Source organism: Micrococcus sp. HG099, from assembly GCF_024723355.1.
Classification (GTDB): Bacteria; Actinomycetota; Actinomycetes; order Actinomycetales; family Micrococcaceae; genus Micrococcus; species Micrococcus endophyticus.
Genome location: NZ_JANQCJ010000030.1, coordinates 1 through 23,119, shown reverse-complemented (window position 1 = coordinate 23,119; position 23,119 = coordinate 1). Strand labels below are relative to the sequence as shown.

The following is a 23,119-nucleotide window of genomic DNA, read 5'->3' as shown; positions in this document are numbered from 1 at the left end:
GGGCTCGTGGACGCCGTGCTGCCGCCGGCCCGCCCCGCGGACGAGGACGCCGCCGCGGACGTGCTGCTCGCCCTGCGCGAGCCCGCCCGCGAGGTGTTCGCCTCCCCGTCCTTCGCGGCCCGCCCGTACGTGGACGCCCCCACGGTGCGCGCCCTGTTCGAGGACTTCCTGGCACACCCCCGCCGTCACGACCCCGAGCGCTTCTGGCGCCTGCTCAACCTCGAGCTGTGGCTGCGCGACGCCGTCGACGGCGAGGCCGCCCCCGCCGCCCGGCCGGGCGCCGCCGAGGAGGCCGAGCCGGCCCCCGCCGCCGCGAAGCCGGACCACGAGGCCAACCCCGGCAAGGAGCTGGACCTCGTCTCCGAGGAGGACGGCCGCCGCTACCGACGGTTCCCGCTGCAGACCCCTCTCGTGGACCGGGACACCGACCTCATGGCGTACCTGCGCCCCGAGATCGAGGACTTCTTCCGCGACCTGCCCGCGGACGCCATGCCCGAGGGCGCCCCGTGGCACTTCTCCGTGTCCGAGAAGATCGTGGCCATCACCCAGGGCCGCTCCTACTTCACGTGGGAGATCCGCCCGGGCGCCGCCGCGCACGTGCTCTCCCGCCTGGTCACCCGCACCCCCGCCGGCATCGGCCTGGGCGACCCCACCACCATGCAGCTGGCCATCCAGGAGGCGGGCCTGCCGCGCATCGTGCTCTCGGCGGCCGCGGGCGCCGTCGGCAAGGTCGCCGGCCGCCGCGGCGTGTTCTACAACGTGGTGGGCGGCAACGTGCGGGCCATCGACGGCCCCACCACCTACTCCGCGTTCCCCGCGAACGTCTCCGCGAAGCTGCCCCCGGCGGACCCGGACGGCGTGGCCCGCGAGGTCTCCGCGATGATCCGCGCCGCGGACATCCCCGAGTGGGCGCGGCGCTCGTTCGCCGGCACCGTGGTGATGGACGCCAACGACATCGGCCGCAACGCCCTCGGGCGGGACACGGCGGCCTCCGCCGCCGTCCTCGAGGCCGCCTTCGCGGACAACCCGCTGGGCCAGGGCCGCGAGCGCACCCCGCTGGCCGTCGTCGTGCGGATGGACTGAGCCCATGCTGCTCTCCGACCAGGACATCCGCGCCGAGCTGGCCTCCGGACGCGTCGGCCTGGACCCGCTGGACGAGGCCATGGTGCAGCCCGCGTCCGTGGACGTGCGCCTGGACCGCTTCTTCCGGCTGTTCGACAACCACCGGTACGCGCACATCGACCCGCGCCAGGAGCAGGACGAGCTGACCCGCCTGGTGGAGGTGGACCCGGACGAGGCGTTCATCCTGCACCCGGGGGAGTTCGTGCTCGGCTCCACGTACGAGCAGGTCACCCTGCCGGACGACCTCGCCGCGCGCCTCGAGGGCAAGTCCTCGCTGGGCCGGCTGGGCCTGCTGACGCACTCGACCGCCGGGTTCATCGACCCCGGGTTCACCGGGCACGTCACCCTCGAGCTGTCCAACGTGGCCACCCTGCCGATCACGCTGTGGCCGGGCATGAAGATCGGCCAGCTCTGCTTCTTCCGGCTCTCCTCGCCGGCCGCGTCGCCGTACGGCACGGGCGCGAACCAGAACCGGTACCAGGGCCAGCGCGGCCCCACCGCCTCCCGCGCGCACCTGGACTTCCACCTCACCCGCATCGACCGCTGAGCGACGCGCGGGGCCGTGTGACGGCGTTCACCCGGCGGCCCCGCGCGCGCCGTAGCATGCCCGGCATGGACCCCGCCGCCTCCGCCGTCCCCGACGCCGCCCTCCCGCGCCTCGCCACCGCCGCCCCGCGCCGCCAGGTGGTGGCCTGGGCGCTGTGGGACTGGGGCTCGGCCGCGTTCAACGCGGTCATGGTCACCTTCGTGTTCGGCACGTACCTGGCCTCGGACGCGTTCGGCCCGGACGAGCGGGGCACGGCCTGGCTGTCCACGGCGCTGGCGGCGGCCGGCGTCGTGATCGCCCTGACGGCGCCCGTGATGGGCCGGCGCTCGGACGGGGCGGGCCGGCGCCGCCTGTGGCTGGGGGTCATGACGGCGGCCGTGATCGCCTGCACCGCGGCGTGCTTCCTCGTCACCCCGCAGGAGTCCTCCCTGCTGCTGGGCGTGACGATGATCGCCCTGGGCACGGTGTTCTTCGAGTTCGCCGAGGTGCAGGTCAACGCGATCCTCGTGCAGATCTCGACGCCGGCCACGATCGGCCGGATCTCCGGCATCGGCTGGGGCGCCGGCTACCTGGGCGGCATCCTGCTGCTGCTCATCGTGTTCGTGGGCTTCGTCTCCGGGGACGCGCACTGGTTCGGGATCACGGGGGACGAGGCGCTGAACATCCGCGTGGTGGCCCTCGTGGCCGCGGCGTGGTTCCTGGTGTTCGCGATCCCGGTGCTCGTGGCGGTGCCGGATCCGGCGCCCGCGCCCACGCCCGGCGGCGGCCCGCGCCGCGAGTCCCTGGCCGCGTCCTACCGGGCGCTGTGGTCCACGCTGGCGCGGATGTGGCGAGAGGACCGCAACACCCTGTGGTTCCTCGTCTCCTCGGCGGTGTTCCGCGACGGCGTGGGGGCGGTCTTCGTGTACGGCGCCATTCTGGGCACCACGGTCTACGGGCTCGCGGCCTCGGACGTGATCCTGTTCGCGATCGTGGCGAACGTGGTGGCCGCCGCGGGCGCGTTCGCGGGCGGGCGCCTGGACGACGCGATCGGCCCGCGCCGCGTGATCCTGGGCTCGCTGGCCGCCATGGTCCTCGTGGCGGCGGGCCTGGCCCTGGCCTCGGGCACCCTGGCGTTCTGGATCGGCGGGCTGGCGCTGTGCCTGTTCGTCGGCCCGGTGCAGTCCGCCTCGCGCGCCTTCCTGGGCCGCCTCACCACGGAGCGGACGGCGGGGGAGGTGTTCGGCCTCTACGCGACGACGGGCCGCGCGGTCGGGTTCATCACCCCGATGCTCGTGACGCTCGCGCTCGCGGCGGTCCCGGACAACCGCGTGGTCATCCCCGTCATCGCGCTCGTGCTGATCGTCGGCGGCGTGCTGTTCGCGCGGGTGACGGACCCGGTCACGCGTAGCGCTGAACCGGCTCCCTGAGCCGCGGGCGGCGCGGCGCCGTCCTATAGGGTGGGACAAGCCCTCGCACGCGCCCAGACGAAGGGACTCCATGCTCGTCACCCTGTCCGCTCTCTTCGTCGTCGCGCTCGCCGCGCCGGCCGTGTTCCGCTGGACGGGGCGTCAGGGCTTCTACCTCCTCGCCGCGGTCCCCGCCGCCGGCTTCTTGTGGCTCCTGACCCAGCTGCCGCACGTGTTCGCCCTGCAGGAGGCGCTCGACGCGGGCCGGCCGATCCCGGCCTCCGCGGCCCACCTGGACCGCAGCGTGCCGTGGGTGCCGTACCTGGACATCGAGCTCGCCTTCCGCATGGACGTGCTGGCCGCGTTCATGTCCCTGATCGTGCTGGGCGTCGGCGCGCTGGTGCTGGCGTACTGCGCCCGCTACTTCCGCGAGCACGAGCCGCGCAACGCGGTGTTCGGCGGCCAGCTGCTGGCCTTCGCCGGCGCGATGTTCGGCCTGGTGACCACGGACGACCTCATGGTGCTCTACACCTTCTGGGAGATCACCTCGGTCCTGTCCTTCCTGCTGATCGGCTACTCGGGCCACCGCATCTTCGCCCGCCGCTCCGCCATCACCGCCCTGATCGTCACCACGTTCGGCGGCCTGGCCATGCTCGCCGGCCTCATCATGCTGGCCCACGTCTCCGGCTCCTGGCGGATCTCCGGCGTCCTCGAGGCGGCCCCGGCCCTCATGGCGGACCCCGGGATGCGCGGGCTGCTCGAGGTCGCCGTCGCGCTCGTGCTGATCGGCGCCCTGACCAAGTCGGCCCAGGCGCCGTTCCACTTCTGGCTCCCGGCCGCCATGGCCGCGCCCACCCCCGTGTCCGCGTACCTGCACGCGGCGGCCATGGTGAAGGCCGGCGTGTTCCTCGTGGCCCGCCTGGCCCCGGAGTTCCACGCCCTCACGTCCTGGCAGGTCCTGGTGCTCGGCGTCGGCCTGTGGACCCTGGTGCTCGGCGGATGGCGCGCCCTGCGGCAGACGGACGTCAAGCTCGTGCTCGCCTACGGCACGGTCTCCCAGCTCGGCTTCCTCATGGTGGCCAACGGCCTGGGCACCCGGGACGCGGCGATGGCCGGGCTCGCCATGCTCCTGGCCCACGCGGTGTTCAAGGCGCCGCTGTTCATGATCGTCGGCATCATCGACCATGAGGCCGGCACCCGCGACCTGCGCCAGCTCTCCGGCATCGGGCGCCGCCATCCGGTCCTGGCCGCCGTCGCCGTGGCGGCGGGGCTGTCCATGGCTGGGCTGCCCCCGCTGTTCGGCTTCGTGGCCAAGGAGTCCGTGCTCGAGTCGCTGGCCGCCCACGGGGCCGCCCACGGCGGCGTGTGGGCCTGGACCCCGCTCGTGGTCATGGCCCTGGGCTCGGTGCTCACCTTCGCCTACACGTGGCGCTTCCTCTGGGGCTGCTTCGCCGTCAAGCGGGACGAGGCGGGCGAGACGGTGCCGGAGACGCAGTTCCACACCCGCGTCACCACGCTCGAGCTGGCCCCGGCCGCGCTGCTCGCGCTCGCCGGCCTGGTGCTCGCATTCCTGCCCGGCCCGGTGGAGGGGATCATCACCGCCCACACGGGCTCCCTGCCGCCGCTGGACCCGGCGGAGAAGCCGGCCTACCTGGCCCTGTGGCACGGCTGGACGCCCATCCTCGCCCTCTCCGCGGGGACCTGGGTGCTCGGCGCGCTGCTCGCCCTCGCCCGCCGCCCGTTCGAGGCCCTCCAGGAGCACACCGAGTCCCCCCTGGACGCCGCCCGCGGGTACCGCCGGCTCACCGGCTACGTGGACGAGACGGCCGTGTGGGTCACGGGCCGCACCCAGACCGGCTCGCTGCGCCGCTACCTGGGCATCATCCTGGCGACGGCGTTCCTGCTGCCGGCCGCGTTCCTGCTCTTCCCGGTGGGCCGGGCCGAGCGCCCGCTGGCCACCTCGTTCCTGGCCGCGGACCTGATCTGGTTCGAGACCCCGGCGCAGCTGCTGATCGTGGCGATCATCGCCGTCGCCACCGTGTTCGCCGTCCGCGCCCGCCGCCGCTTCAAGGCGATCATGCTGGTGTCCGTGACCGGCTACGGCGCCGCCGCCCTGTTCGCCCTGCGCGGCGCCCCGGACCTCGCCATCACCCAGGTGCTCGTGGAGACCATCATCCTGGTCACCCTCATCCTGGGCCTGCGCGTGCTGCCGCCGGACTGGTACGACCGCCGCGCCGGCTCGCGGCGGCTGGGCCGCCTGGCCGTGGCCGTCGGGTTCGCGCTGACCATGATGTGGATCGCCGCCACCGCGCTGGCCGCCCGCACCGCCGAGCGCATCTCGCTGCCCATGCCGGAGCTCGCCTACACGGACGGCTACGGCACCAACGCCGTGAACGTCACCCTCGTGGACATCCGAGCGTGGGACACGTGGGGCGAGATCACCGTGCTGGCCGCCGCCGCCACCGGCGTGGCCTCCCTGATCTTCCTGCAGCACCGCGACGGGCGCACCCGCAGCATCCACGACGTCGCCCCCGGCTCCGTCGGCGCCTTCGGCGCCGACTCCGCGCTGGGCAGCCGCGAGCTGTCCGTGGTGCGCAGCTTCGCCGTGGACGACCGCGACGGCCAGTGGCTCGTGGCCGGCCACACGATGGCCCCCGAGCGGCGCTCGATCATCCTCGAGGTCGTCACCCGCTTCATGTTCCCGATCATGATGCTGCTCTCCGTCTACCTGCTGCTGGCCGGGCACAACACCCCCGGCGGCGGCTTCGCCGGCGGCCTGCTCGCCGGCCTGGCCCTCACGCTGCGCTTCCTCGCCGGCGGCCGGTACGAGCTGCAGGAGGCCTCCGTGATCCCGGCCGGGCCCATGATCGGCCTGGGCCTGGCGATCGCCACGCTCACCGGGATCGCCCCGCTCTTCTTCGGCGGGCAGATCCTGCAGTCCTACGTGGTGGAGTTCACCGACCTGCCGCTGTTCGGCGACGCCCTCAAGCTGGTCTCGGCCACGGCGTTCGACATCGGCGTGTACCTCGTGGTGGTCGGGCTCGTGATCGACGTGCTGCGCTCGCTCGGCGGCGAGGTGGACCGCCGGGGCGAGGAGGCCCGCCGCGCCCGCCTGCGCGCCGCGGCCCGCCGTCGTCATCCGCGCATGCCCACCCCGTCCACCCCCGACGCCCAGGAGGCCGCCCGATGATGACCGTCGACCTGGCCCTGCTCCTGGCGATGGGCGTGATGTTCGCCGGGGGGATCTACCTGGTGCTCGAGCGCACCCTGACCCGCATCCTGCTGGGGATCATGCTGATCAACAACGGCGCCATCATGCTGCTGTTCCTCGCCTCCGGCGGCGTCGGCCTGGCCCCGCTGTTCGTGCGCGGCCGGGACCCGCACGAGTACGCGGACACCCTGCCCCAGGCGCTGATCCTCACCGCGATCGTTATCGGCTTCGCCATCACAGCGTTCCTCACGGCCATGATCTACCGCTCCTGGCTGATCAGCCGCGAGGACGAGGTCGAGGTGGACGCGGAGGACGTCAAGATCGCCCGCCAGGGCGCCTGGGACGCCGAGGACGACTCCGAGCTGGTGGAGGAGCACTCCGAGTTCATGGACGACTCCACCGACCCCAACGCCCACTACGAGCACACGACGGAGGCCCGTCCGCAGGTGCAGCACGCCATCCCCGCCCCGCCGACCGCCGCCGGATCGCGGGAGGCCGCCCGCGGCCGCCGCCCCGAGGGGGGCGAGCGCGCATGAGCATCGGCTCCGTCCCCATGACCGACCTGGCCCCGCTGGCCGTCATGATGCCCGTGCTGGGCGCGGCCGTGACGTTCATGCTGGTGCGCCGCCCGCGCGCGCAGGTCGTGGTCACGGTCACCGCGCTCGTGCTCACCCTGCTGCTCAACTGCCTGCTGCTCGCGGCGGTCTGGGAGGGCGGCGTCGCCTCGGTGCACGTGGGCGGCTGGCCCGCGCCGCTGGGCATCACGCTCGTGGTGGACCGGCTCTCGGCCCTCATGCTGGTGGTCTCCGCGCTGATCACCCTCGCGGTGCTCCTCTACGCGTCCGCGCAGGGCATGGTGAACCGGGACGAGGGCGGGCCGGTCTCGATCTTCCACCCCACGTTCCTGATCCTCGTGGCGGGCGTGTCCAACGCGTTCCTGGCCGGCGACCTCTTCAACCTCTACGTGGGCTTCGAGATCCTGCTGACCGCCTCCTACGTGCTGCTCACCATGGGCGGCACGGCCCAGCGGATCCGCGCGGGCGTCACCTACGTGGTGGTCTCCGTGGTCTCCTCCGTGGTGTTCCTGATCGCCATCGCCATGGTCTACGCCGCCACGGGCACCGTGAACATGGCGGACCTGGCCGTGAAGCTCGGCGAGCTGCCCAGCGACGTGCAGATGGTGCTGCACGTGCTGCTGCTCGTGGGCTTCGGCATCAAGGCGGCGGTCTTCCCGCTCTCCTTCTGGCTGCCGGACTCCTACCCCACGGCCCCCGCGCCCGTCACCGCGGTGTTCGCGGGCCTGCTCACCAAGGTGGGCGTCTACGCCATGATCCGCACGGAGACCCTGCTGTTCCCCGGCGAGCACGTCAACGCCCTGCTCTTGGTGGTGGCGGCGCTGACCATGGTGGTGGGCGTCCTCGGCGCGCTGGCCCAGACGGACATCAAGCGCATCCTCTCCTTCATCCTGGTCTCGCACATCGGCTACATGATCTTCGGCCTGGGGCTGGCCACGCAGATGGGCCTGGCCGCCACCGTGTTCTACGTGGGCCACCACATCACCGTGCAGACGGCGCTCTTCCTGGTCACGGGCCTGATCGAGAACCGGGCGGGCACCGCCAACATCGACCGCCTGGGCTCGCTGGCCAAGGTCTCCCCGTTCGTCAGCGTCCTGTTCCTGATCCCCGCGCTCAACCTCGGCGGCATCCCGCCGTTGTCCGGCTTCCTGGGCAAGGTGGGCCTGCTGCGCGGCGGCGTGGAGCAGGGCACCGGCCTGTCCTACACGCTCGTGGGCGTGTCCCTGCTGGCCTCCCTGCTCACCCTGCTCGTGGTGGTGCGCGTGTGGACCCGTGCGTTCTGGCGCAAGGTGGAGGACGTGGAGCACCCGCCCGCCCAGCTGGTGGCCGCCTACGAGCGGACCATCGACCGCGGCCTGCGCCCGCGACGCCTCGAGCCGGGCCTCGTGCTGCCCACGGCTGCCCTGGTGGTCATGACGCTGGCCTTCACGGTCCTGGCCGGCCCGCTGTTCGACCTCGCCGACGCGGCCGCCACGGACATGCTGGACCGCACGCCATACATCGCGAGCGTGCTCGACGAGGCCGCCGCCGAGCGCGCCGCCGAGACCCTCAGCCACGATCCGACGGAGGTGCACGATGCCCGGCACTGACCCCGCGCGCGACGCCGCCGACGCGGCGCGTCCGGCGCGTCCGCACCGCTTCCGGGACATGGTGGGCCAGTGGCCCCTGATCGCGGTGCTCGTGCTGCTGTGGTGCGCCGTGTGGGAGGACTACTCCCTGCACGTGGCGCTCGCCGGCCTGGCCTTCTCGCTGCTCGTCATGGTGCTGTTCCCCATGCCGCGCATCCCCTTCAGCGGCCGCCTGAACCCGTGGTGGTTCCTCGTGTTCACCTCCCAGTTCCTCGGGGACGTGGTGCGCTCCTCGGTCGAGGTGTCCAAGGTGGTGCTGCTGCGCGGGCGGGCGGCGCGCAGCTCGATCGTGGGGGTGCGGCTGCGCAGCCACGACGACCTCGTCATCACCCTGGTCAGCCACGCCCTGGCCCTGGTCCCCGGCTCGATCGTCCTCGACGTCGATCGGGCCCGGTCCATCCTCTACCTCCACGTGCTGGACGCCACCACGGACGAGGACATCGAGGACTTCCGCGCCAAGGCGCTTCGCGTCGAGGCCGGCATCATCAAGGCGGTCGGCACCCGGGAGGACCTCGAGCTGGTCCACCGGTACCCGGACACGGCCCCGCCGGAGGAGGAGTCGGCCGAGCGTCGGCGCCCCGCCGCCCCGCGGCCGGGGGGCACCGCCCCCATCGGAGACACCGCCGACCACGCGAAGGAGGGCGCATGACGGACCCGTTCCACCTGGCCGCCTGGATCGCCGGGACGCTGCTGTTCGTCGGCGCCCTCGGCGCGCTCTACCGGATCGTCCGCGGGCCGTCCCTGCTGGACCGTGCGATCGCCACGGACGTGCTGCTCGTGGTGCTCTCCTCCGGGCTCATCCTGGACATGGCCGTGCGCCGCCACACGGACAACGTGGTGCTCGTGGTGCTGGCGGCCACCGTCGGCTTCGTGGGCTCGGTGACCGTGGCCCGCTTCGTCGAGGACCGGCGGCCCGACCACTCCATGGAGGACCAGGCGCGCGTGCCCGGCACCTCCGACGTGCCCGGCGGGGAGGAGGGACGATGACCGAGACCGCGACGTTCCTGGACTGGCTCTCCGCCGCGCTGCTGGTGTCCGGCGCGTTCTTCACGCTCGTGGCCGGCGTGGGCCTGCTCCTGCTGCCGGACCTGCTGGCCCGCATGCACGCCTCGGCCAAGCCCCAGGTCCTGGGTCTGATGCTCATGCTCGCCGGCCTGGCGATCGCCTGGGAGTCCTGGCCGTGGCTGCCCGTGCTGTTCCTGGCATGGGTGACCCAGATGGTGACGGCCCCCGTGGCCTCGCACCTGGTGGGCCGCACCGCCTACCGCACCAAGCACGCCCGCCGCGAGCTGCTGCACCGGGACGAGCTGGCCGCCGTCGCCCGCCGGGTCGAGCCCGCGCCGGAGCTGGATCCGCGCTCCCCGGAGTCGCGGCGCCGCCGGCGCCGCTGAGCGCACCGGCCCGCACACCGCGGCAGAGAGCACGACGGCCGCCGTCCGGAGCAGTCCGGGCGGCGGCCGTCGTCGTGCGGGGGCCGGGTGCGGCTCAGACCTCGTTGTCCACGCGGTGCGCGGCGGACTCGGTGACCTTGCGGATCGCGGCGCCGGCACCGCGCTGGCCGGCCACCTTCAGGATGGCGGCGACGCCCGCGGAGATGAAGGCGAAGGACAGGGCCTCGACGATCGGCAGCGTCTCGTCGGCGGCGTCGTCCGGGGCGTCGTGGCCGGTGACGAGCTTCCAGCCGCCGGCCACCACGCGGGAGCCGATGATGCCGCCCACCAGCGTGATGCCGGTCGACAGGGCCTTCTGGGCGAGCGTGTTCATGGTGGGCCTTCCGTGTTCGTGGGGGTCGCGAGTCGGTCTGGGACCGCGGCCGGCGATGCCGGGCGGGCCCCGTCCAGCCTATCCCGCGGTCGGGGCGGGGTCGCCGGCCACGTGGGCGCCGGGGTCGCCGTCGGCGTCGAGGTGGGCCTGCAGCTCGAGGGTGAGCGCGTGGTCCACGGGGATCTCCACGCCGTCCACGGCGCGCACGGGCAGGACGCCGCGCACGGAGGAGACCAGCCAGACGCCGTCGGCGCCCTCCAGGTCCGCGGGGACGAGCGGGCCGTAGCCCAGCTCCCAGCCGGCCGCGCCGGCGGCGGCGAAGATGACCGCCTGCGAGGTGCCCGCGAGGATGCCCTTCTGGCGCAGTGGGGTGAGCAGCCGGCGGGTGCCGTCCACGCCCGTGCGCACGATCAGCACGGTGGAGGTGGGGCCCTCGAGCAGGTAGCCGTCCGCGCTGGTGAACACCACGTCGTCCGCGCCGTGGGCCCGCGCGTAGCGCAGCGCGGCCATGTTCACGGCGTAGGAGAGGGTCTTGGCGCCCGTGAGCAGCCACGGGGAGCGCTCCGGCGCCCGGGAGTCCAGGCCGCGGTCCAGCAGGAGCACGCGCAGCCCGGTGCGGCGCTCCTCGTCCTCGACGGCGGGGGCGGGGCTGAGCAGCGCCCAGGCGGAGGGCTGGGGCAGGGCGCCGGGCGCGGCCTCGGGCCCGCGGGTGACGGTCAGGCGCACGGAGAGGCGGTCCCCGGCGGCCACGTCGTTGGCCGCGGTGAAGGCCTGCAGGCCCCGCTCGACGGCGGCCTCCCACGCCGCGGCGCTCGGCGCCGGCAGCTGCAGGGCGGCGGCCGAGGAGGCCAGGCGCCCCAGGTGGGCGCCGAGCTTGCGCATCCGCAGCACCCCGGCCTCGTCCGCGACGGCGAGCGCGGTCTCGAACAGGCCGTCGCCGCGCGTGACGCCCTGGTCGCTCACGCGCAGGTGCGGGACGGCGGGGTCGGCCACGCGGGGCAGGCGGGCGCCGTCCGCGCCGGCCTCGAGCAGCACGAGGACGGGCTCGCCGGGGGAGGGGGAGAACGGGGTGGGGGACATGCGCCCAGGATAGTCCGCCGCCCCCGGCCGCAGTGGCCGGGGGCGGCGGTGTCCCGCGCGGTCGGGCGCGCTCAGGCCCGGTGCGCGCCGCCGTCGACGGCCGGGGTGCGGCCGGCCTCGGGAGCCGGGGCGGACGCGGCCTCGGCGGCGGGGGCGTGGCCGCGCTCGAGCTGGGCGCCCTCCACGTCCACGTCCGGCATGATCCGGTCGAGCCAGCGCGGCAGCCACCACGCCTTCTCGCCGAGCAGGTGCATCAGCGCCGGCATCAGGAGCAGGCGCACCACGAACGCGTCCAGCAGCACGCCGAAGGCCAGGCCGAAGCCGATCGGGCGGATCATCGCGTCGTGGGCGAAGATGAACCCGCCGAACACGGAGATCATGATGATCGCCGCGGCGATCACGACGGCGCGGCCCGAGCGCAGGCCGGTCAGCACGGCCTGGCGGGCGGGCAGGCCGTGGGCGTAGGCCTCGCGCATGCCGGAGGCGATGAACAGCTGGTAGTCCATGGCCAGGCCGAACAGCACGCCGATCATGATGGTCGGCAGGAAGCTGAGCACGGGGCCGGGGTTGTGGACCCCGAACACCGAGCCGAGCCAGCCCCACTGGTAGATGGCCACCACGCCGCCCATGGCGGCGAACACGGAGAGCACGAACCCGCCGGTGGCGATCAGCGGCACCAGGATCGAGCGGAACACCAGCACCATGATCAGCAGGGACAGGCCCACCACCACGCCCAGGTAGAGGGGCAGGGCGTCGGAGAGCTTCTCCGAGACGTCGATGAACCCGCTGGTCATGCCGGCCACACCCAGGTTGGAGGCCTCGCCGGCCGGCTCGGTGGCGCGCAGCTCGCGCACCAGCTCCTCGGTGGAGACGGCGTTCGGGCCCTCCTCGGGCAGCACCTGGAACATGGTGACGGTGCGGTCCTCGTTGAAGCCCGCGGGCACCACGGCGTGCGCGTGCTCGAGGTCGGCGAACTGCTCGCCCACCGCCAGGCGGGCGTCCTCGGCCGCGTCCTCGTCCAGGCCGGCGGGCAGGTCCACGGTCACCACGAGCGGGCCGTTGTAGCCCTCGCCGAACTTCTCGGCGGTGAGCTCGTACGCCACCTGCGAGTCGGAGCCCTCCGGCTCGGACCCGCCGTCCGGCAGGCCCAGGCGCATCGAGCCGAACGGCAGGGCCACGAGCACCAGCAGGGCGACGGCCGCCAGGGCCGAGGCGATCGCGGCCGGGGTGGACATGGTCGAACGGCGCCCGGCGCGACGCACGGCGGCGGAGCCCTCGGCGGCGGAGGCAGGGCCCTCGTCCGCGAGGCGGGCCCGCTCCTTCTTCGAGAGGATCCGCGTCCCGGCCAGCGAGAGCAGGGCCGGGGTCAGGGTGACGGCCACCAGCACGGCCACGGCGACGCAGACCGCGCCCACGGTGCCCATCAGCCCGAGGAAGCCGATGCCGGTGACGTTCAGGGCCACGAGGGCGATGATCACGGTGATGCCCGCGAACACCACGGCGTTGCCGGACGTGCCGTTGGCCAGGGCGATCGCCTCGTGCAGCGCGGTGCCGCGCTTGAGCTCCTGGCGGTGCCGGTTGACGATGAACAGCGCGTAGTCGATGCCCACGGCGAGGCCCAGCATCACGCCGAGCACGGGGGTCACCGAGATCATCTCGACCATGGAGGAGAACGCGAGCGCGCCGGCGGCGCCGACGCCCACGCCCACGAGCGCGTTGACCAGCGGCAGGCCCGCGCCGACGAGGGTGCCGAGCATGACCACGAGCACGATGGCCGCGACGATCAGGCCCACGACCTCGCCCGGGCCCAGGATGGAGGGCACGGTGGCGTTGAGCTCCTGGGAGGGGTGCACGGCCACGCCGTCGATGTCCGCGCCGGTGAGGGCGCCGGTGACGGCCTCCTTCTCCTCGGCGGTCACGTCCAGGGAGGGCTGGGAGAAGGACACGATCCCGACGGCGGTGCTGCCGTCCTCGGACACAGACCGGTAGCCCGCCACGAGGGCGAGGCTGCGCTCGCCGCGCTCGGCGGCGACGCGGCCGTCCTCCAGCTCGGTGCGCCCGGTGGCGAGGTCGGCCTCGGCCTGGTCCAGGCGCTCGGCGCCGGCGGCCAGCTCGCGGACGGCGGCGGCCCGGTCCTCGGCCACCGCGCGGTCCGCGTCGGCGGCGGTGGTCAGTCGGCCGGCGATGAGGGAGGAGTCGACGCCCTCCATGGGCTCCTCCCGCGCGGCGTACACGGGCAGCACGCGCACCACGTCCGCTGCGGACAGCGCCGCGGCGAACTCGGCGGCGAACTCGCGGGTCCGGGAGAACAGGTGCGGCTGGAACAGCACGTGCACCCGCCCGTCGCCGGCCACGGCGCGGCCGGCGGAGACCGCCGCCGTCACCTCGGTCGGGTGGTGGGCGTAGTCGTCGAACACCTTGACCCCGCGTCCGGCGCCGCGGAACTCGAAGCGGCGCGCGGTGCCGCGGAACGCCTCGAGCCCGCGCACGGCGTCCTCGAACCCCATGCCGGCCTGCACGGCGGCCAGCGCCACGGCCGCCGCGTTCAAGGCGTTGTGGCGGCCCGGGACCTGCAGGTGGAGCGTCGCCTTTGGCCCGGAGGCCAGGCGCAACGTGGCGCGCTGGCCCACGCCGGACTCCCCCGGTTCCACGGCGAGGTCGGTCACCAGCAGGTCGGGCGCCACGCCGTCCCGGGGGCCGGTGCCGTAGGTGAGCACCCGCGCCGCGGCGTGCTCGCGGGCCCAGGCGGCGAGGCCGGCCGCGCCGTCGTCGTCGAGGCAGGCCACGAGGACGCCGCCGGACGCGGCGTCCGGCAGGCCCGCCGCGAAGTCGCGGAACACCTGGTGGACGGCCTCCTCGGTGCCGTAGTGGTCGAGGTGGTCGGCCTCCACGGTGGTGACCACCGCGATCGTGGTCGGGTAGTTGACCAGCGTGCCGTCCGACTCGTCGGCCTCGGCGATGAACCACTCCCCCCGTCCAGCGCGGGCGTTCGTGCCCAGGCCGGCCACGGCGGCGCCGACGGCGAACGTCGGGTCCCAGCCGGCCGAGGCGAACGCCATGGCCGCCATCGAGGAGGTCGTGGTCTTGCCGTGCGTGCCGGCCACCGCGAGCACCCGGTGTCCGCGCATGGCCAGGGCGAGCCCCTCCGAGCGGTGCAGCACCCGCAGGCCGCGGGCCACCGCGGCGTCGTGCTCGGGGTTGCCGGGGCCGGCGATCGAGGAGGCGATCACCGTGGTGACGTCCTCGCCCAGGTGGGCGGCGTCGTAGCCCACGGTGATCCGCGCCCCGGCGGCGGCGAGCTCGCGCATCACCGGCAGGTCCTTGGCGTCGGAGCCGGAGACGGCCACGCCCTGGTCCTGCAGGATGCGGGCCACGCCGGACACGCCGACGCCCCCGATCCCCAGCAGGTGCACGCGGCCCAGCTCGTCGAAGCGGCCCTCGGCCGCGGGGCGGGTCGACTCGTCTCGGCTCATCACCGGGCTCCTTCCTCGGCGGCCGACCGCACGAGGCCGGCCATGGTCACGTCCGCGTCCCGCACGCCGAAGCGCGCGGCCGCCTCGCCCATGCGCGCCAGGCGCTCCGGGTCGGTGGCGAGCGGGATCAGCTGCCGCTGCACCCAGGCGCGCCCGAAGGCGTCGTCCCGGACCATCAGGGCGCCCTCCGCCTCGACCACGGGGCGGGCGTTGAGCGCCTGCTCGCCGTTGCCGATGGGCAGGGGGACGTACACGGCCGGCAGACCGACCGCGGAGACCTCGCACACGGTGCCCGCGCCGGAGCGGGCCACGAGGAGGTCCGCGGCGGCGTAGGCCTGCTCCATGCCGTCCAGGTACTCGCGCTGGACGTAGCCCTCGCGCCGCAGCGGGGTGCCGTCGGCCTCGGTGAGGGCCTTGTCCCGGCCGGTCAGGTGGAACACCTGCAGGCCGGCGCCGAGCAGGTCGTCGAGGGAGTCGCGGACGGTGCGGTTCACGGCCAGCGCGCCCGAGCTGCCGCCGGTGACCACCACGGTGGTGCGCTCCGGGTCCAGGCCGAGGGCCGCGCGGGCCGCCCGGCGCTGCGCCGCGCGGTCCAGCCCCGAGATCTCCGGGCGCATCGGCATGCCCACCCAGCGCGCGCCGCGCAGGCGGGTGTCCGGCAGCGCGGTGCCCACGTGGGCCGCGCGCAGGGCGCCGATGCGGTTGGCCAGGCCCGGGCGCGCGTTGGCCTCGTGCACCACCACGGGCACGCCGGCGCGGAAGGCCGCCAGGTACACGGGGGTGGCGACGTAGCCGCCCACGCCCACGACGACGTCCGCCCGGCGCGCGGCCAGGATGCGGCCGGCGGCGGCGACGGCGGCCCGCATCCGGGCCGGGAAGCGCACGACGTCCATCGAGGGTCGGCGCGGCATCGGGACGCGCTCGATCAGGTCCAACTCGTAGCCGGCCTCGGGGACGAGGCGGGTCTCCATCCCGGAGGCCGTGCCGACCATGGTGCACCGCACCGGGCCGGCGTCATCGGACTCGAGGGCGCGGGCGATGGCGAGCATGGGCGAGATGTGGCCGGCGGTGCCGCCGCCGGCGAGCACCACGCGCAGCTCTCGGGCGGGATCGGGGGTCTGCGGCATCAGGACTCCTGGGATGCAGGGGCGGGGATCACGGGGAGCGGGTCGGTGTCCGGGTCGTCCGCGTCCGGGCGGGCGTCCGGCTCCTCGGCGCGGCGGCGCTCGTGGCGGGCGAAGGCCAGCACGATGCCCACCGCGGTCAGGGACAGGGTCAGCGCGGAACCACCATAGGAGATGAACGGCAGCGGCACGCCCACCACGGGGATGACGCCCGAGACCATGGCGATGTTCACGAACGCCTGGCCCACGAGCCAGGCCATGATGCCCCACGTGGCCAGCCGGATGAACGGGGACGTGGTGCCCGCGGCCACGCGGTACATGCCCACGGCCAGGGCCAGGTAGGCCAGCAGGACGCCGAGCGTGCCCACGAGCCCGAGTTCCTCGCCGAGGATGGTGAAGATGAAGTCGTTCTCCGCCTCGGGGATGTAGCTCCACTTCTGGCGGGACTGCCCCAGGCCGGCGCCCCACCAGCCGCCCGAGGCGAGCGCGTACATGCCGTGGTCCGGCTGGAAACAGGGGTCCGAGGCGTCCGAGCAGTCGCCCAGCCAGGCCTGCACGCGGACCATGCGGTGCGGGGCCAGCAGCGTCAGGGCGATCGCGCCCACGACGGTCACGGCGGAGAAGGCGATGAACACCCCGCGGTGGGTGCCGGCCACGAAGAGCACCGCCGCGAGCACGAGGGCCAGGATGATGGCCGTGCCGAGGTCGCTGCCCGCCATCACGAGCCCGATCAGCAGCAGGCCGCCGGGCAGCACGGGCACGAGCGCGTGCCGCACCTGCGTGACCAGCCGGTGCTTGCGCTCCAGGACGGCCGCCGCCCACAGGGCCAGCGCCAGCTTCGCGGCCTCGGAGGGCTGCATGCGGAACCCGCCGATCCCCAGCCAGTTGGTGTTGCCGCCCACCGTGACGCCCAGCGGGGTGAACGCCACGAGGGAGAGCAGCACCACCGCCAGCCCGAACGCGGGCCATGCGAGGGCCTTGATCCAGCCGATAGGCAGGCGCGAAAAGAGGAGCAGGGCCGCCAGGCCGGCGACCGCCCACATGGTCTGGCGCAGGAACAGCCCGTAGGAGCCGCCGCCGGTGCCGATCGCCTCCACGGACGAGGAGGAGAGCACCATCACCAGGCCCAGCGCCGTCAGCAGGAAGGTGCTGCCGCCGATGAGCAGGACGGACAGGTCCAGGGCGCGGCGGCCCTCCACGAGCCGCCACAGCCGCTGCAGCGGGCGCGAGCGCGCCTCGGTCTCCTCCTCGTCCGCCGGCGTGCGGACCGGATGCAGCTCGGTCGGGGACATGGTCCTCCTCACGGGGGAAGCGGGGCGGCGGTCGGACGGTCGGGTTCGGTCGGGCGGGGTCAGGGGGCGGCGGTGCCGGCGTCCGTGTCCCAGCCGTGCTCGCGCATCAGGGCGGCGACGGCGTCGATGAACGCCTCGCCGCGCTGGGCGTAGGAGCGGAACTGGTCCATGGAGGCGGCCGCGGGGGCCATGAGGACGGTGTCGCCGGGGCGGGCGAGCCCGTCGGCCACGCGCACGGCCTCGGCCATCACGGCGGCGCCGTCGGCCGGGCCCGTCCCGTCGGCGTCCGCCAGCGGGGCATGGACGGGCACGTCCGGGGCGTGCGCGGCCAGGGCCGAGCGCAGGGCGGAGGCGTCCGTCCCGAGCAGGACCACGGCGCGCAGGCGGTGGGCGTGGGCGCCCACGAGCTCCTCGTAGGTGACGCCCTTGGGCAGCCCGCCGGCGATCCACACCACGGAGGTGAAGGCGGCCAGCGAAGCGTCGGCGGCGTGCGGGTTGGTGGCCTTGGAGTCGTTGACCCACATGACGTCGCGGGAGGTCGCCACGAGCTGGATGCGGTGCTCGCCGCGGTCGCAGGAGCGCAGGCCCTCGGCCACGGCGGTCGGCGCGACGCCGACGGCGCGGGTGAGCGCGGCCGCGGCGGCCGCGTTGGCCATGGTGTGCCGCGGGGCCACGGGGCCGAGGTCGGCGCGCTCGGCGAGGGCGATCGCCTCGTGGCGCCGGTTCTCGGTGAAGGCGCGGTCCACGAGGATCCCGTCCACGACGCCGACGTCGGACAGGCCCGGGGTGTCGGTGGTGAACCCGACGGCCCGGCAGCCCTCTTGGACGTCCGCCCGCTCCACGAGCGTGCGGGTCACGGGGTCGTGCTCGTTGAAGACGCAGGCCACGCGGGTGTTCTCGTACACCTTGCCCTTCGCCGCGGCGTACTCCTCCATGGAGCCGTGCCAGTCGACGTGGTCCTCGGCCAGGTTGAGCACCGCCGACGAGGCCGGGGCGACGCGGTGGGTCCAGTGCAGCTGGAAGCTGGAGAGCTCGAGGGCGAGGACGTCGTAGCCCTCGGGGTCGCGGATGGCGTCGAGCACGGGGGTGCCGACGTTGCCGCACGCGATCGCCCGGCGTCCGTCCGCCCGCAGGATCGCCTCGACCATGGTCACCGTGGTGGTCTTGCCGTTGGTGCCGGTCAGGCACACCCAGTCGGCGGTCGGCCGGTCGGCGCGCTCGCGCACCCGCCAGGCCAGCTCCACGTCCGACCAGATCGGCAGGCCGGCGGCGTGCGCGGCCATCAGCAGCGGCTGGTCCGGGCGCCAGCCCGGGGAGGTCACCACGAGCTCGGCGGGGGCGCCGTCGACCTCGGGCAGGGATCGCGTGGCCGCGGCGTCCAGGAGGACCTCGTGCACCCCCACGATCCGCAGGGTCTCGGCGCGCGCCTGGTTCTCGGGGCCGTCGTTGCCGTCCACGACCACGACGACGGCGCCCAGCTCGGCCAGCGTGTCCGCCACCGAGAACCCGGTGACGCCCAGGCCGGCGACGACGACGCGCAGGCCCGCCCAGCCCTCGGCGTCCCAGGAGGTCAGCGTGGCGGTGCGCCCGGTGTCGGCGAGCGGGCGGCGCACCGGCGCGAGGGCGGAGTTCTCGGAGGCGCTCACGGGGTCACCCCCGCGAGGCCGCCCTGGCGCACGATCCACTCGCCGTAGAACACGGCGAGCCCGGCGGTGACGCACATCAGGGACACGAGCCAGAAGCGGACCACCACGGTCACCTCGGCCCAGCCCTTGAGCTCGAAGTGGTGCTGCAGCGGCGCCATGAGGAACACGCGCTTGCCGCCGGAGATCCGGAACCAGCCCACCTGGACGATCACGGAGACGGTGATGGCGACCATCAGGCCAGCCAGGAGCACCACGAGCAGCTCCGTGCGGGAGAGGATCGCGAAGCCGGCGAGCGCGCCGCCGAGTCCGAGGGAGCCGGTGTCGCCCATGAAGATCTTCGCGGGCGAGGTGTTCCACCACAGGAAGCCCAGCAGGGAGCCGGTGAGGATTGCGCCGAGGAGGGCGAGGTCCATGGGGTCGCGGACCTCGTAGCAGCCCGGCTCGTCCACGAGGGAGCAGGCCTGGCTGGACTGGAAGATGGAGATCAGCACGTAGGCGCCGGTGATCATGGCGGTGGCGCCGGTGGCCAGGCCGTCGAGGCCGTCCGTGAGGTTGACGGCGTTGGTGGTGGCGGTGGTGATGAGGTTGGACCAGATCACGAAGAGGATCAGCCCCACCACGGGGCCGGCGAAGGCCAGGTCCAGCCACGGCACGTCGCGGGCGAAGGAGATGGCGGTCGAGGCCGGGGTCAGCCCCCTGCCGTCCGGGAAGTTCAGGGCGAGGACGGCGAACGCCGTGCCGATCAGCCCCTGCAGGATGATCTTGCCGCGCGGGGTGAGGCCGAGCGACTGCTGCTTGGTGATCTTGGTGAAGTCGTCCACGAACCCGACGAACGCCATGCCCACGGTGAGGAACAGCAGGATCAGCCCGGACGCCGTCGGCCCGCCAAAGCCCACTCCCAGCAGGGCCAGGATGCCGTGGGTCAGCAGGTAGGCGAGCACCATCGCGCCGATGATGACCGCGCCGCCCATGGTGGGCGTGCCTCGCTTGGTCTTATGAGTGGTGGGGCCGTCGTCGCGGACGAACTGGCCGTACCCCCGCTTGACGAGGAACCGGATGAACAGCGGGGTGCCGGCGGCCGAGAGGACCAGGCCGAGCACGCCGCCGATGAGCAGTCCGATCACGGTCGGGACTCCTTCGGGGAGGCGGACGGGGCGGGGGCGGGGTCGGAGGCCCCGGCCGTGGCGAGGCGCTCGCCGAGGGCGGCCAGCCCGACGCCGTTGGAGGACTTCACGAGGACCAGGTCGCCCGGGGCGAGGTGCTCGGCGAGGAACTCCTCGGCCTGCGCCGCGTCCTCGACGAAGTGGGCCTCGTCCCCCCAGCTGCCCTCGTTGAGGGCGCCGATGTAGAGGGGCCGGGCCCCGGCCCCCACCACGAGGAGCTGGGCGATGTTCAGCCGCACGACGGACTCGCCCACGAGGGTGTGCTCGCGCACGCGCGCGTCCCCGAGCTCGAGCATCTCGCCGAGCACGGCCCAGGTGCGCCGGCCGCTGGAGCGGCCCAGGGTGGCCAGGGTGCGCAGGGCGGCGCGCATGGACTCGGGGTTGGCGTTGTAGGCGTCGTTGATGATCGTGACGCCGTCCGGCCGGTCCGTGCGCTCCATGCGGAAGCGGCTGGTCGGGCCGAGGCCGTCCAGGACCCGGGCGACGTCCGCCGGCGCCATGCCCGCGGCGTGGGCAGCGGCGGCAGCGGCGAGCACGTTGTGGGCGTGGTGCAGGCCGGTCAGGCCGGAGGTGAGCGGGTGGCGGGGCGCGTCCGCGTCGGCGCCGATCTGCAGGTCGAAGGCGGCCTGCTCGTGGTCGTCGGCGTGCAGCCCGCGCGCGGCGACGAGGCCGGCGGCGCGCCCGGCGGCGACGTCCTGGGCGGCGCGGGCGGCGCCCGCCTCGTCGGCGGTGAACCAGGTGACGGGGGCCTGGGCGCGGGAGACCATGGCGGCCACCCGGTCGTCGTCGAGATTGAGGATGACGGCGCCCTCGGGGCCCACGGCCTCCGCGAGCTCGCCCTTGGTGGCGGCGATGTTCGCCACGCCGCCGAAGCTGCCCGCGTGCGCGGTGCCCACCATGAGGACGACGCCCACGTCCGGGCGCACGATGTCGCACAGGTAGGCGATGTTGCCCACGTGGTCCGCGCCCATCTCCACCACGAGGTAGCGGGTCTCGAGCTCGGCCCGGAAGACGGTCAGCGGCACGCCGACCTCGCCGTTGTAGGAGCCCACGGGCGCCACGGTGGGGCCCTGGGTGGCCAGCAGGGTGGCCAGCAGGTCCTTCGTGGTGGTCTTGCCCGCCGAGCCGGTGATGCCGATGACGGTGGTCGGCGAGTGCTTCCGGATGCGGCGCACGACCTCGCGGGCGAGGGCGCCCATGGCCAGGACCGCGTCCTCCACCACGATCGAGGGGTGCTCGGCGCCGTCGGGCGCCTGCGTGGGTCGCTCGGCGAGCACGGCGACGGCGCCGGCGGCCAGGGCGGCGTCGATGAAGTCGTGGCCGTCGGCCCGCTCCCCCGGCTTGGCGACGTAGAGGGTCCCCTCGGCCGCGACCTCGCGGGAGTCGGGGGTGACGTGGACCAGCACGGTCTGCGGGTCGAGGGCGGGCGAGAGCGTGCCGGACACGGCCTCGGCGATCTGGGCGGCGGTGAGAGCGATCATGACTCGTCGACCTTACCCCCGCGCGGCGCGCCGGAGCCCGGGTCCGAGGCCCGCGGCGAGGCCGCGGCGGCGCGCGCCGCGAGGGCCTCGCGCAGGGCCTGCCGGTCGTCCAGGGGCACGAGCTCGCCGTCGTAGTCCATGGTGGTCTCGTGTCCGCGGCCGGCCACGAGGATGCCGTCCTGCGGCGCGGCCAGCTCCGCGGCGCGGCGGATGGCCTCGGCCCGGTCGGCGACCTCCTCCACGAGAACCGTGCGGCCCTCGGCCTGCAGGAGGCGCGCGGCCTCGGCGCGGGCGCCCTCGAGGATCTGCGCGCGGATGGGGGCGGGGTCCTCGGTGTGCGGGGTGTCGTCCGTGACGATCACCACGTCCGCGGCGCGGGCGGCGATCTCGCCCATGATCGGGCGCTTCTCGCGGTCGCGGTCCCCGGCGGAGCCGAAGACGATCAGCGTGCGGCCGGAGCGGCCGGCCGCCTCACGGGCGTCGGCGAGGGAGCGCAGCGCCTGCACCATTCCGTCCGGGTTGTGCGCGAAGTCCACGACGGCGTCCGGGGCCCGGCCCACGACCTCCATGCGCCCGGGCACGGCGGCGGCGAGGGGGCCCTCGCCCGCGGGCACGTCGAGCACGGCGGCGAGCGCGTCGAGGTGCTCCTCCCCCACGGCGTGCAGCACGAGGAGCACGGCCAGGGCGGCGTTGGCCGCATTGAACCGGCCGGGCAGGCCGACGGAGGCCCGCAGCGCGCGGCCGGTGGCGCCGTGGCGCAGCGTGAAGCGGTGGCCCAGGCCGTCCGGGACCAGCTCGGCGATCTCCCAGTCGGCCCGGAAGTCCGGGTCCTCCTCGGCCAGGGCGCCCGGGTGCGGGGCGGCGGGGCCCAGGGCCAGGGTGGTGACCGGCGTGCGCACGGCGCGGGCCATGGCCAGGCCCCAGCGCGGGCCCTCGCCGCCGTCCACCGTGATGACGGCGCGGGCAGTGCGCTCCGGGTCGAACAGCCCGGCCTTGGCCTCGAAGTACTCCTCCATGGACCCGTGCATGTCCAGGTGGTCCCGCGTGAGGTTCGTGAAGCCGGCCACCGCGTAGCGCAGCCCGGCGATCCGCTGGTAGGCCACGGCGTGGGAGGAGACCTCCATGACCGCCGTGTCCACCTGCTCCTCGCGCATGAGCGCCATGAGGGCGTGGAGCTGGGTCGACTCGGGGGTCGTGAGGGTGGAGGGCACCTCCCGGCCGCCGGCGCGGATGAGGATGGTCCCGATGACGCCGGAGCGGCGGTCGAGGGCTTCGAGGAGGGCGGCGGCGAGGAAGCTCGTCGTCGTCTTGCCGTTGGTGCCCGTGATGCCGATCAGGCGGGGCCCGGCGTCCTGCCCGCCGCCGTACACGCGGGCGGCGACGACGCCGGCGGCGGTGCGCACCGAGTCGACCTCGATCACGGCGGAGCCGTCCAGGCCCTGCTCCGCGAGCCGCGCGCGGCCCTCGGCGTCGGTCAGCACGCCGGCCGCGCCGGCGTCGACCGCGGCCCGGGCGAAGTCCGCCCCATGGGAGCGGGCGCCCGGCAGCGCCACGTAGAGGTCGCCGGAGCGCACGACGCGCGAGTCGAGGCACGCGCCGGTCACGCCGGCCGCGGGGCCCCGGCC

At 74.6% G+C, this 23,119-nt stretch carries 18 protein-coding genes; 9 read left to right on the top strand and 9 right to left on the bottom strand.

From position 1 onward, the window contains the following. The 9 genes from NWP10_RS04530 to mnhG form a co-directional block, all read left to right on the top strand. A partial coding sequence (locus NWP10_RS04530; protein WP_258300012.1) for a hypothetical protein occupies nt 1–1,083 on the top strand: 1,083 nt, incomplete at its 5' end. Nucleotides 1,084–1,087: 4 nt separating this feature from the next. Continuing rightward, nucleotides 1,088–1,669, top strand: coding sequence for a dCTP deaminase (gene dcd, locus NWP10_RS04525; RefSeq protein WP_017488072.1), 582 nt, complete (start codon nt 1,088–1,090; stop codon nt 1,667–1,669). A 65-nt stretch (nt 1,670–1,734) separates the two neighbouring features. Further along, nucleotides 1,735–3,078 (top strand): MFS transporter, encoded by a 1,344-nt coding sequence (locus NWP10_RS04520; protein ID WP_017488071.1) that lies wholly within the window; start codon nt 1,735–1,737, stop codon nt 3,076–3,078. Nucleotides 3,079–3,148: 70 nt separating this feature from the next. After that, on the top strand, nt 3,149–6,247 hold the full coding sequence (locus NWP10_RS04515) for a Na+/H+ antiporter subunit A (protein ID WP_258300011.1): 3,099 nt from the start codon (nt 3,149–3,151) through the stop codon (nt 6,245–6,247). Next, nucleotides 6,244–6,804 (top strand): NADH-quinone oxidoreductase subunit K, encoded by a 561-nt coding sequence (locus NWP10_RS04510; protein ID WP_017488069.1) that lies wholly within the window; start codon nt 6,244–6,246, stop codon nt 6,802–6,804. The genes NWP10_RS04515 and NWP10_RS04510 overlap by 4 nt, the downstream gene beginning before the upstream one ends. Next, nucleotides 6,801–8,432, top strand: a complete 1,632-nt coding sequence (locus NWP10_RS04505) for a Na+/H+ antiporter subunit D (protein ID WP_017488068.1) — start codon at nt 6,801–6,803, stop codon at nt 8,430–8,432. The genes NWP10_RS04510 and NWP10_RS04505 overlap by 4 nt, the downstream gene beginning before the upstream one ends. After that, entirely contained in the window at nt 8,419–9,120 is a 702-nt protein-coding gene (locus NWP10_RS04500; protein ID WP_258300010.1) for a Na+/H+ antiporter subunit E, read from the top strand. The genes NWP10_RS04505 and NWP10_RS04500 overlap by 14 nt, the downstream gene beginning before the upstream one ends. Beyond that, a complete protein-coding gene (locus NWP10_RS04495) occupies nt 9,117–9,458 on the top strand; it encodes a monovalent cation/H+ antiporter complex subunit F (RefSeq protein ID WP_158491673.1) in 342 nt (113 codons plus the stop codon). The genes NWP10_RS04500 and NWP10_RS04495 overlap by 4 nt, the downstream gene beginning before the upstream one ends. After that, nucleotides 9,455–9,862 (top strand): monovalent cation/H(+) antiporter subunit G, encoded by a 408-nt coding sequence (gene mnhG, locus NWP10_RS04490; RefSeq protein ID WP_017488065.1) that lies wholly within the window; start codon nt 9,455–9,457, stop codon nt 9,860–9,862. The genes NWP10_RS04495 and mnhG overlap by 4 nt, the downstream gene beginning before the upstream one ends. 94 nt (nt 9,863–9,956) lie before the next feature. Here mnhG and NWP10_RS04485 read toward each other — a convergent pair whose 3' ends face one another. The 9 genes from NWP10_RS04485 to NWP10_RS04445 all read right to left on the bottom strand — a co-directional run. After that, a complete protein-coding gene (locus tag NWP10_RS04485) occupies nt 9,957–10,235 on the bottom strand; it encodes a DUF4235 domain-containing protein (RefSeq protein WP_184173636.1) in 279 nt (92 codons plus the stop codon). 78 nt (nt 10,236–10,313) lie between these two features. Next, nucleotides 10,314–11,315: an aminotransferase class IV gene (locus NWP10_RS04480; protein ID WP_184173637.1), complete on the bottom strand. Its 1,002-nt coding sequence runs from the start codon at nt 11,313–11,315 to the stop codon at nt 10,314–10,316. Nucleotides 11,316–11,386: 71 nt separating this feature from the next. Then, a complete protein-coding gene (gene murC, locus NWP10_RS04475; protein WP_258300009.1) occupies nt 11,387–14,788 on the bottom strand; it encodes a UDP-N-acetylmuramate--L-alanine ligase in 3,402 nt (1,133 codons plus the stop codon). Beyond that, nucleotides 14,788–15,915 (bottom strand): undecaprenyldiphospho-muramoylpentapeptide beta-N-acetylglucosaminyltransferase, encoded by a 1,128-nt coding sequence (murG, locus tag NWP10_RS04470; protein ID WP_258300008.1) that lies wholly within the window; start codon nt 15,913–15,915, stop codon nt 14,788–14,790. The genes murC and murG overlap by 1 nt, the downstream gene beginning before the upstream one ends. Further along, on the bottom strand, nt 15,915–17,204 hold the full coding sequence (gene ftsW, locus NWP10_RS04465; RefSeq protein ID WP_248192672.1) for a putative lipid II flippase FtsW: 1,290 nt from the start codon (nt 17,202–17,204) through the stop codon (nt 15,915–15,917). Before ftsW ends, murG begins: the two co-directional genes overlap by 1 nt. Nucleotides 17,205–17,263: 59 nt before the next feature. Then, nucleotides 17,264–18,850 carry a UDP-N-acetylmuramoyl-L-alanine--D-glutamate ligase gene (murD, locus tag NWP10_RS04460; protein ID WP_258300007.1) on the bottom strand — a complete coding sequence of 529 codons (1,587 nt, stop codon included), beginning with the start codon at nt 18,848–18,850 and terminating at the stop codon, nt 17,264–17,266. Continuing rightward, the gene (gene mraY / locus NWP10_RS04455) at nt 18,847–19,974 is read right to left on the bottom strand and encodes a phospho-N-acetylmuramoyl-pentapeptide-transferase (protein ID WP_017488505.1); all 1,128 of its coding nucleotides are present in this window, start codon (nt 19,972–19,974) and stop codon (nt 18,847–18,849) included. Before mraY ends, murD begins: the two co-directional genes overlap by 4 nt. Further along, nucleotides 19,971–21,494 carry a UDP-N-acetylmuramoyl-tripeptide--D-alanyl-D-alanine ligase gene (murF, locus tag NWP10_RS04450; protein WP_258300006.1) on the bottom strand — a complete coding sequence of 508 codons (1,524 nt, stop codon included), beginning with the start codon at nt 21,492–21,494 and terminating at the stop codon, nt 19,971–19,973. Before murF ends, mraY begins: the two co-directional genes overlap by 4 nt. Continuing rightward, a partial coding sequence (locus tag NWP10_RS04445; protein ID WP_258300005.1) for a Mur ligase family protein occupies nt 21,491–23,119 on the bottom strand: 1,629 nt, incomplete at its 5' end. The genes murF and NWP10_RS04445, both read right to left, overlap by 4 nt.

Bases quoted from the DNA above. Each gene is read 5' to 3' on its own strand.
- dcd (WP_017488072.1), top strand. From the start codon at position 1,088: ATGCTGCTCTCCGACCAGGACATCCGCGCCGAGCTGGCCTCCGGACGC.
- NWP10_RS04520 (WP_017488071.1), top strand. From the start codon at position 1,735: ATGGACCCCGCCGCCTCCGCCGTCCCCGACGCCGCCCTCCCGCGCCTC.
- NWP10_RS04515 (WP_258300011.1), top strand. From the start codon at position 3,149: ATGCTCGTCACCCTGTCCGCTCTCTTCGTCGTCGCGCTCGCCGCGCCG.
- NWP10_RS04510 (WP_017488069.1), top strand. From the start codon at position 6,244: ATGATGACCGTCGACCTGGCCCTGCTCCTGGCGATGGGCGTGATGTTC.
- NWP10_RS04505 (WP_017488068.1), top strand. From the start codon at position 6,801: ATGAGCATCGGCTCCGTCCCCATGACCGACCTGGCCCCGCTGGCCGTC.
- NWP10_RS04500 (WP_258300010.1), top strand. From the start codon at position 8,419: ATGCCCGGCACTGACCCCGCGCGCGACGCCGCCGACGCGGCGCGTCCG.
- NWP10_RS04495 (WP_158491673.1), top strand. From the start codon at position 9,117: ATGACGGACCCGTTCCACCTGGCCGCCTGGATCGCCGGGACGCTGCTG.
- mnhG (WP_017488065.1), top strand. From the start codon at position 9,455: ATGACCGAGACCGCGACGTTCCTGGACTGGCTCTCCGCCGCGCTGCTG.
- NWP10_RS04485 (WP_184173636.1), bottom strand. From the start codon at position 10,235: ATGAACACGCTCGCCCAGAAGGCCCTGTCGACCGGCATCACGCTGGTG.
- NWP10_RS04480 (WP_184173637.1), bottom strand. From the start codon at position 11,315: ATGTCCCCCACCCCGTTCTCCCCCTCCCCCGGCGAGCCCGTCCTCGTG.
- murC (WP_258300009.1), bottom strand. From the start codon at position 14,788: ATGAGCCGAGACGAGTCGACCCGCCCCGCGGCCGAGGGCCGCTTCGAC.
- murG (WP_258300008.1), bottom strand. From the start codon at position 15,915: ATGCCGCAGACCCCCGATCCCGCCCGAGAGCTGCGCGTGGTGCTCGCC.
- ftsW (WP_248192672.1), bottom strand. From the start codon at position 17,204: ATGTCCCCGACCGAGCTGCATCCGGTCCGCACGCCGGCGGACGAGGAG.
- murF (WP_258300006.1), bottom strand. From the start codon at position 21,494: ATGATCGCTCTCACCGCCGCCCAGATCGCCGAGGCCGTGTCCGGCACG.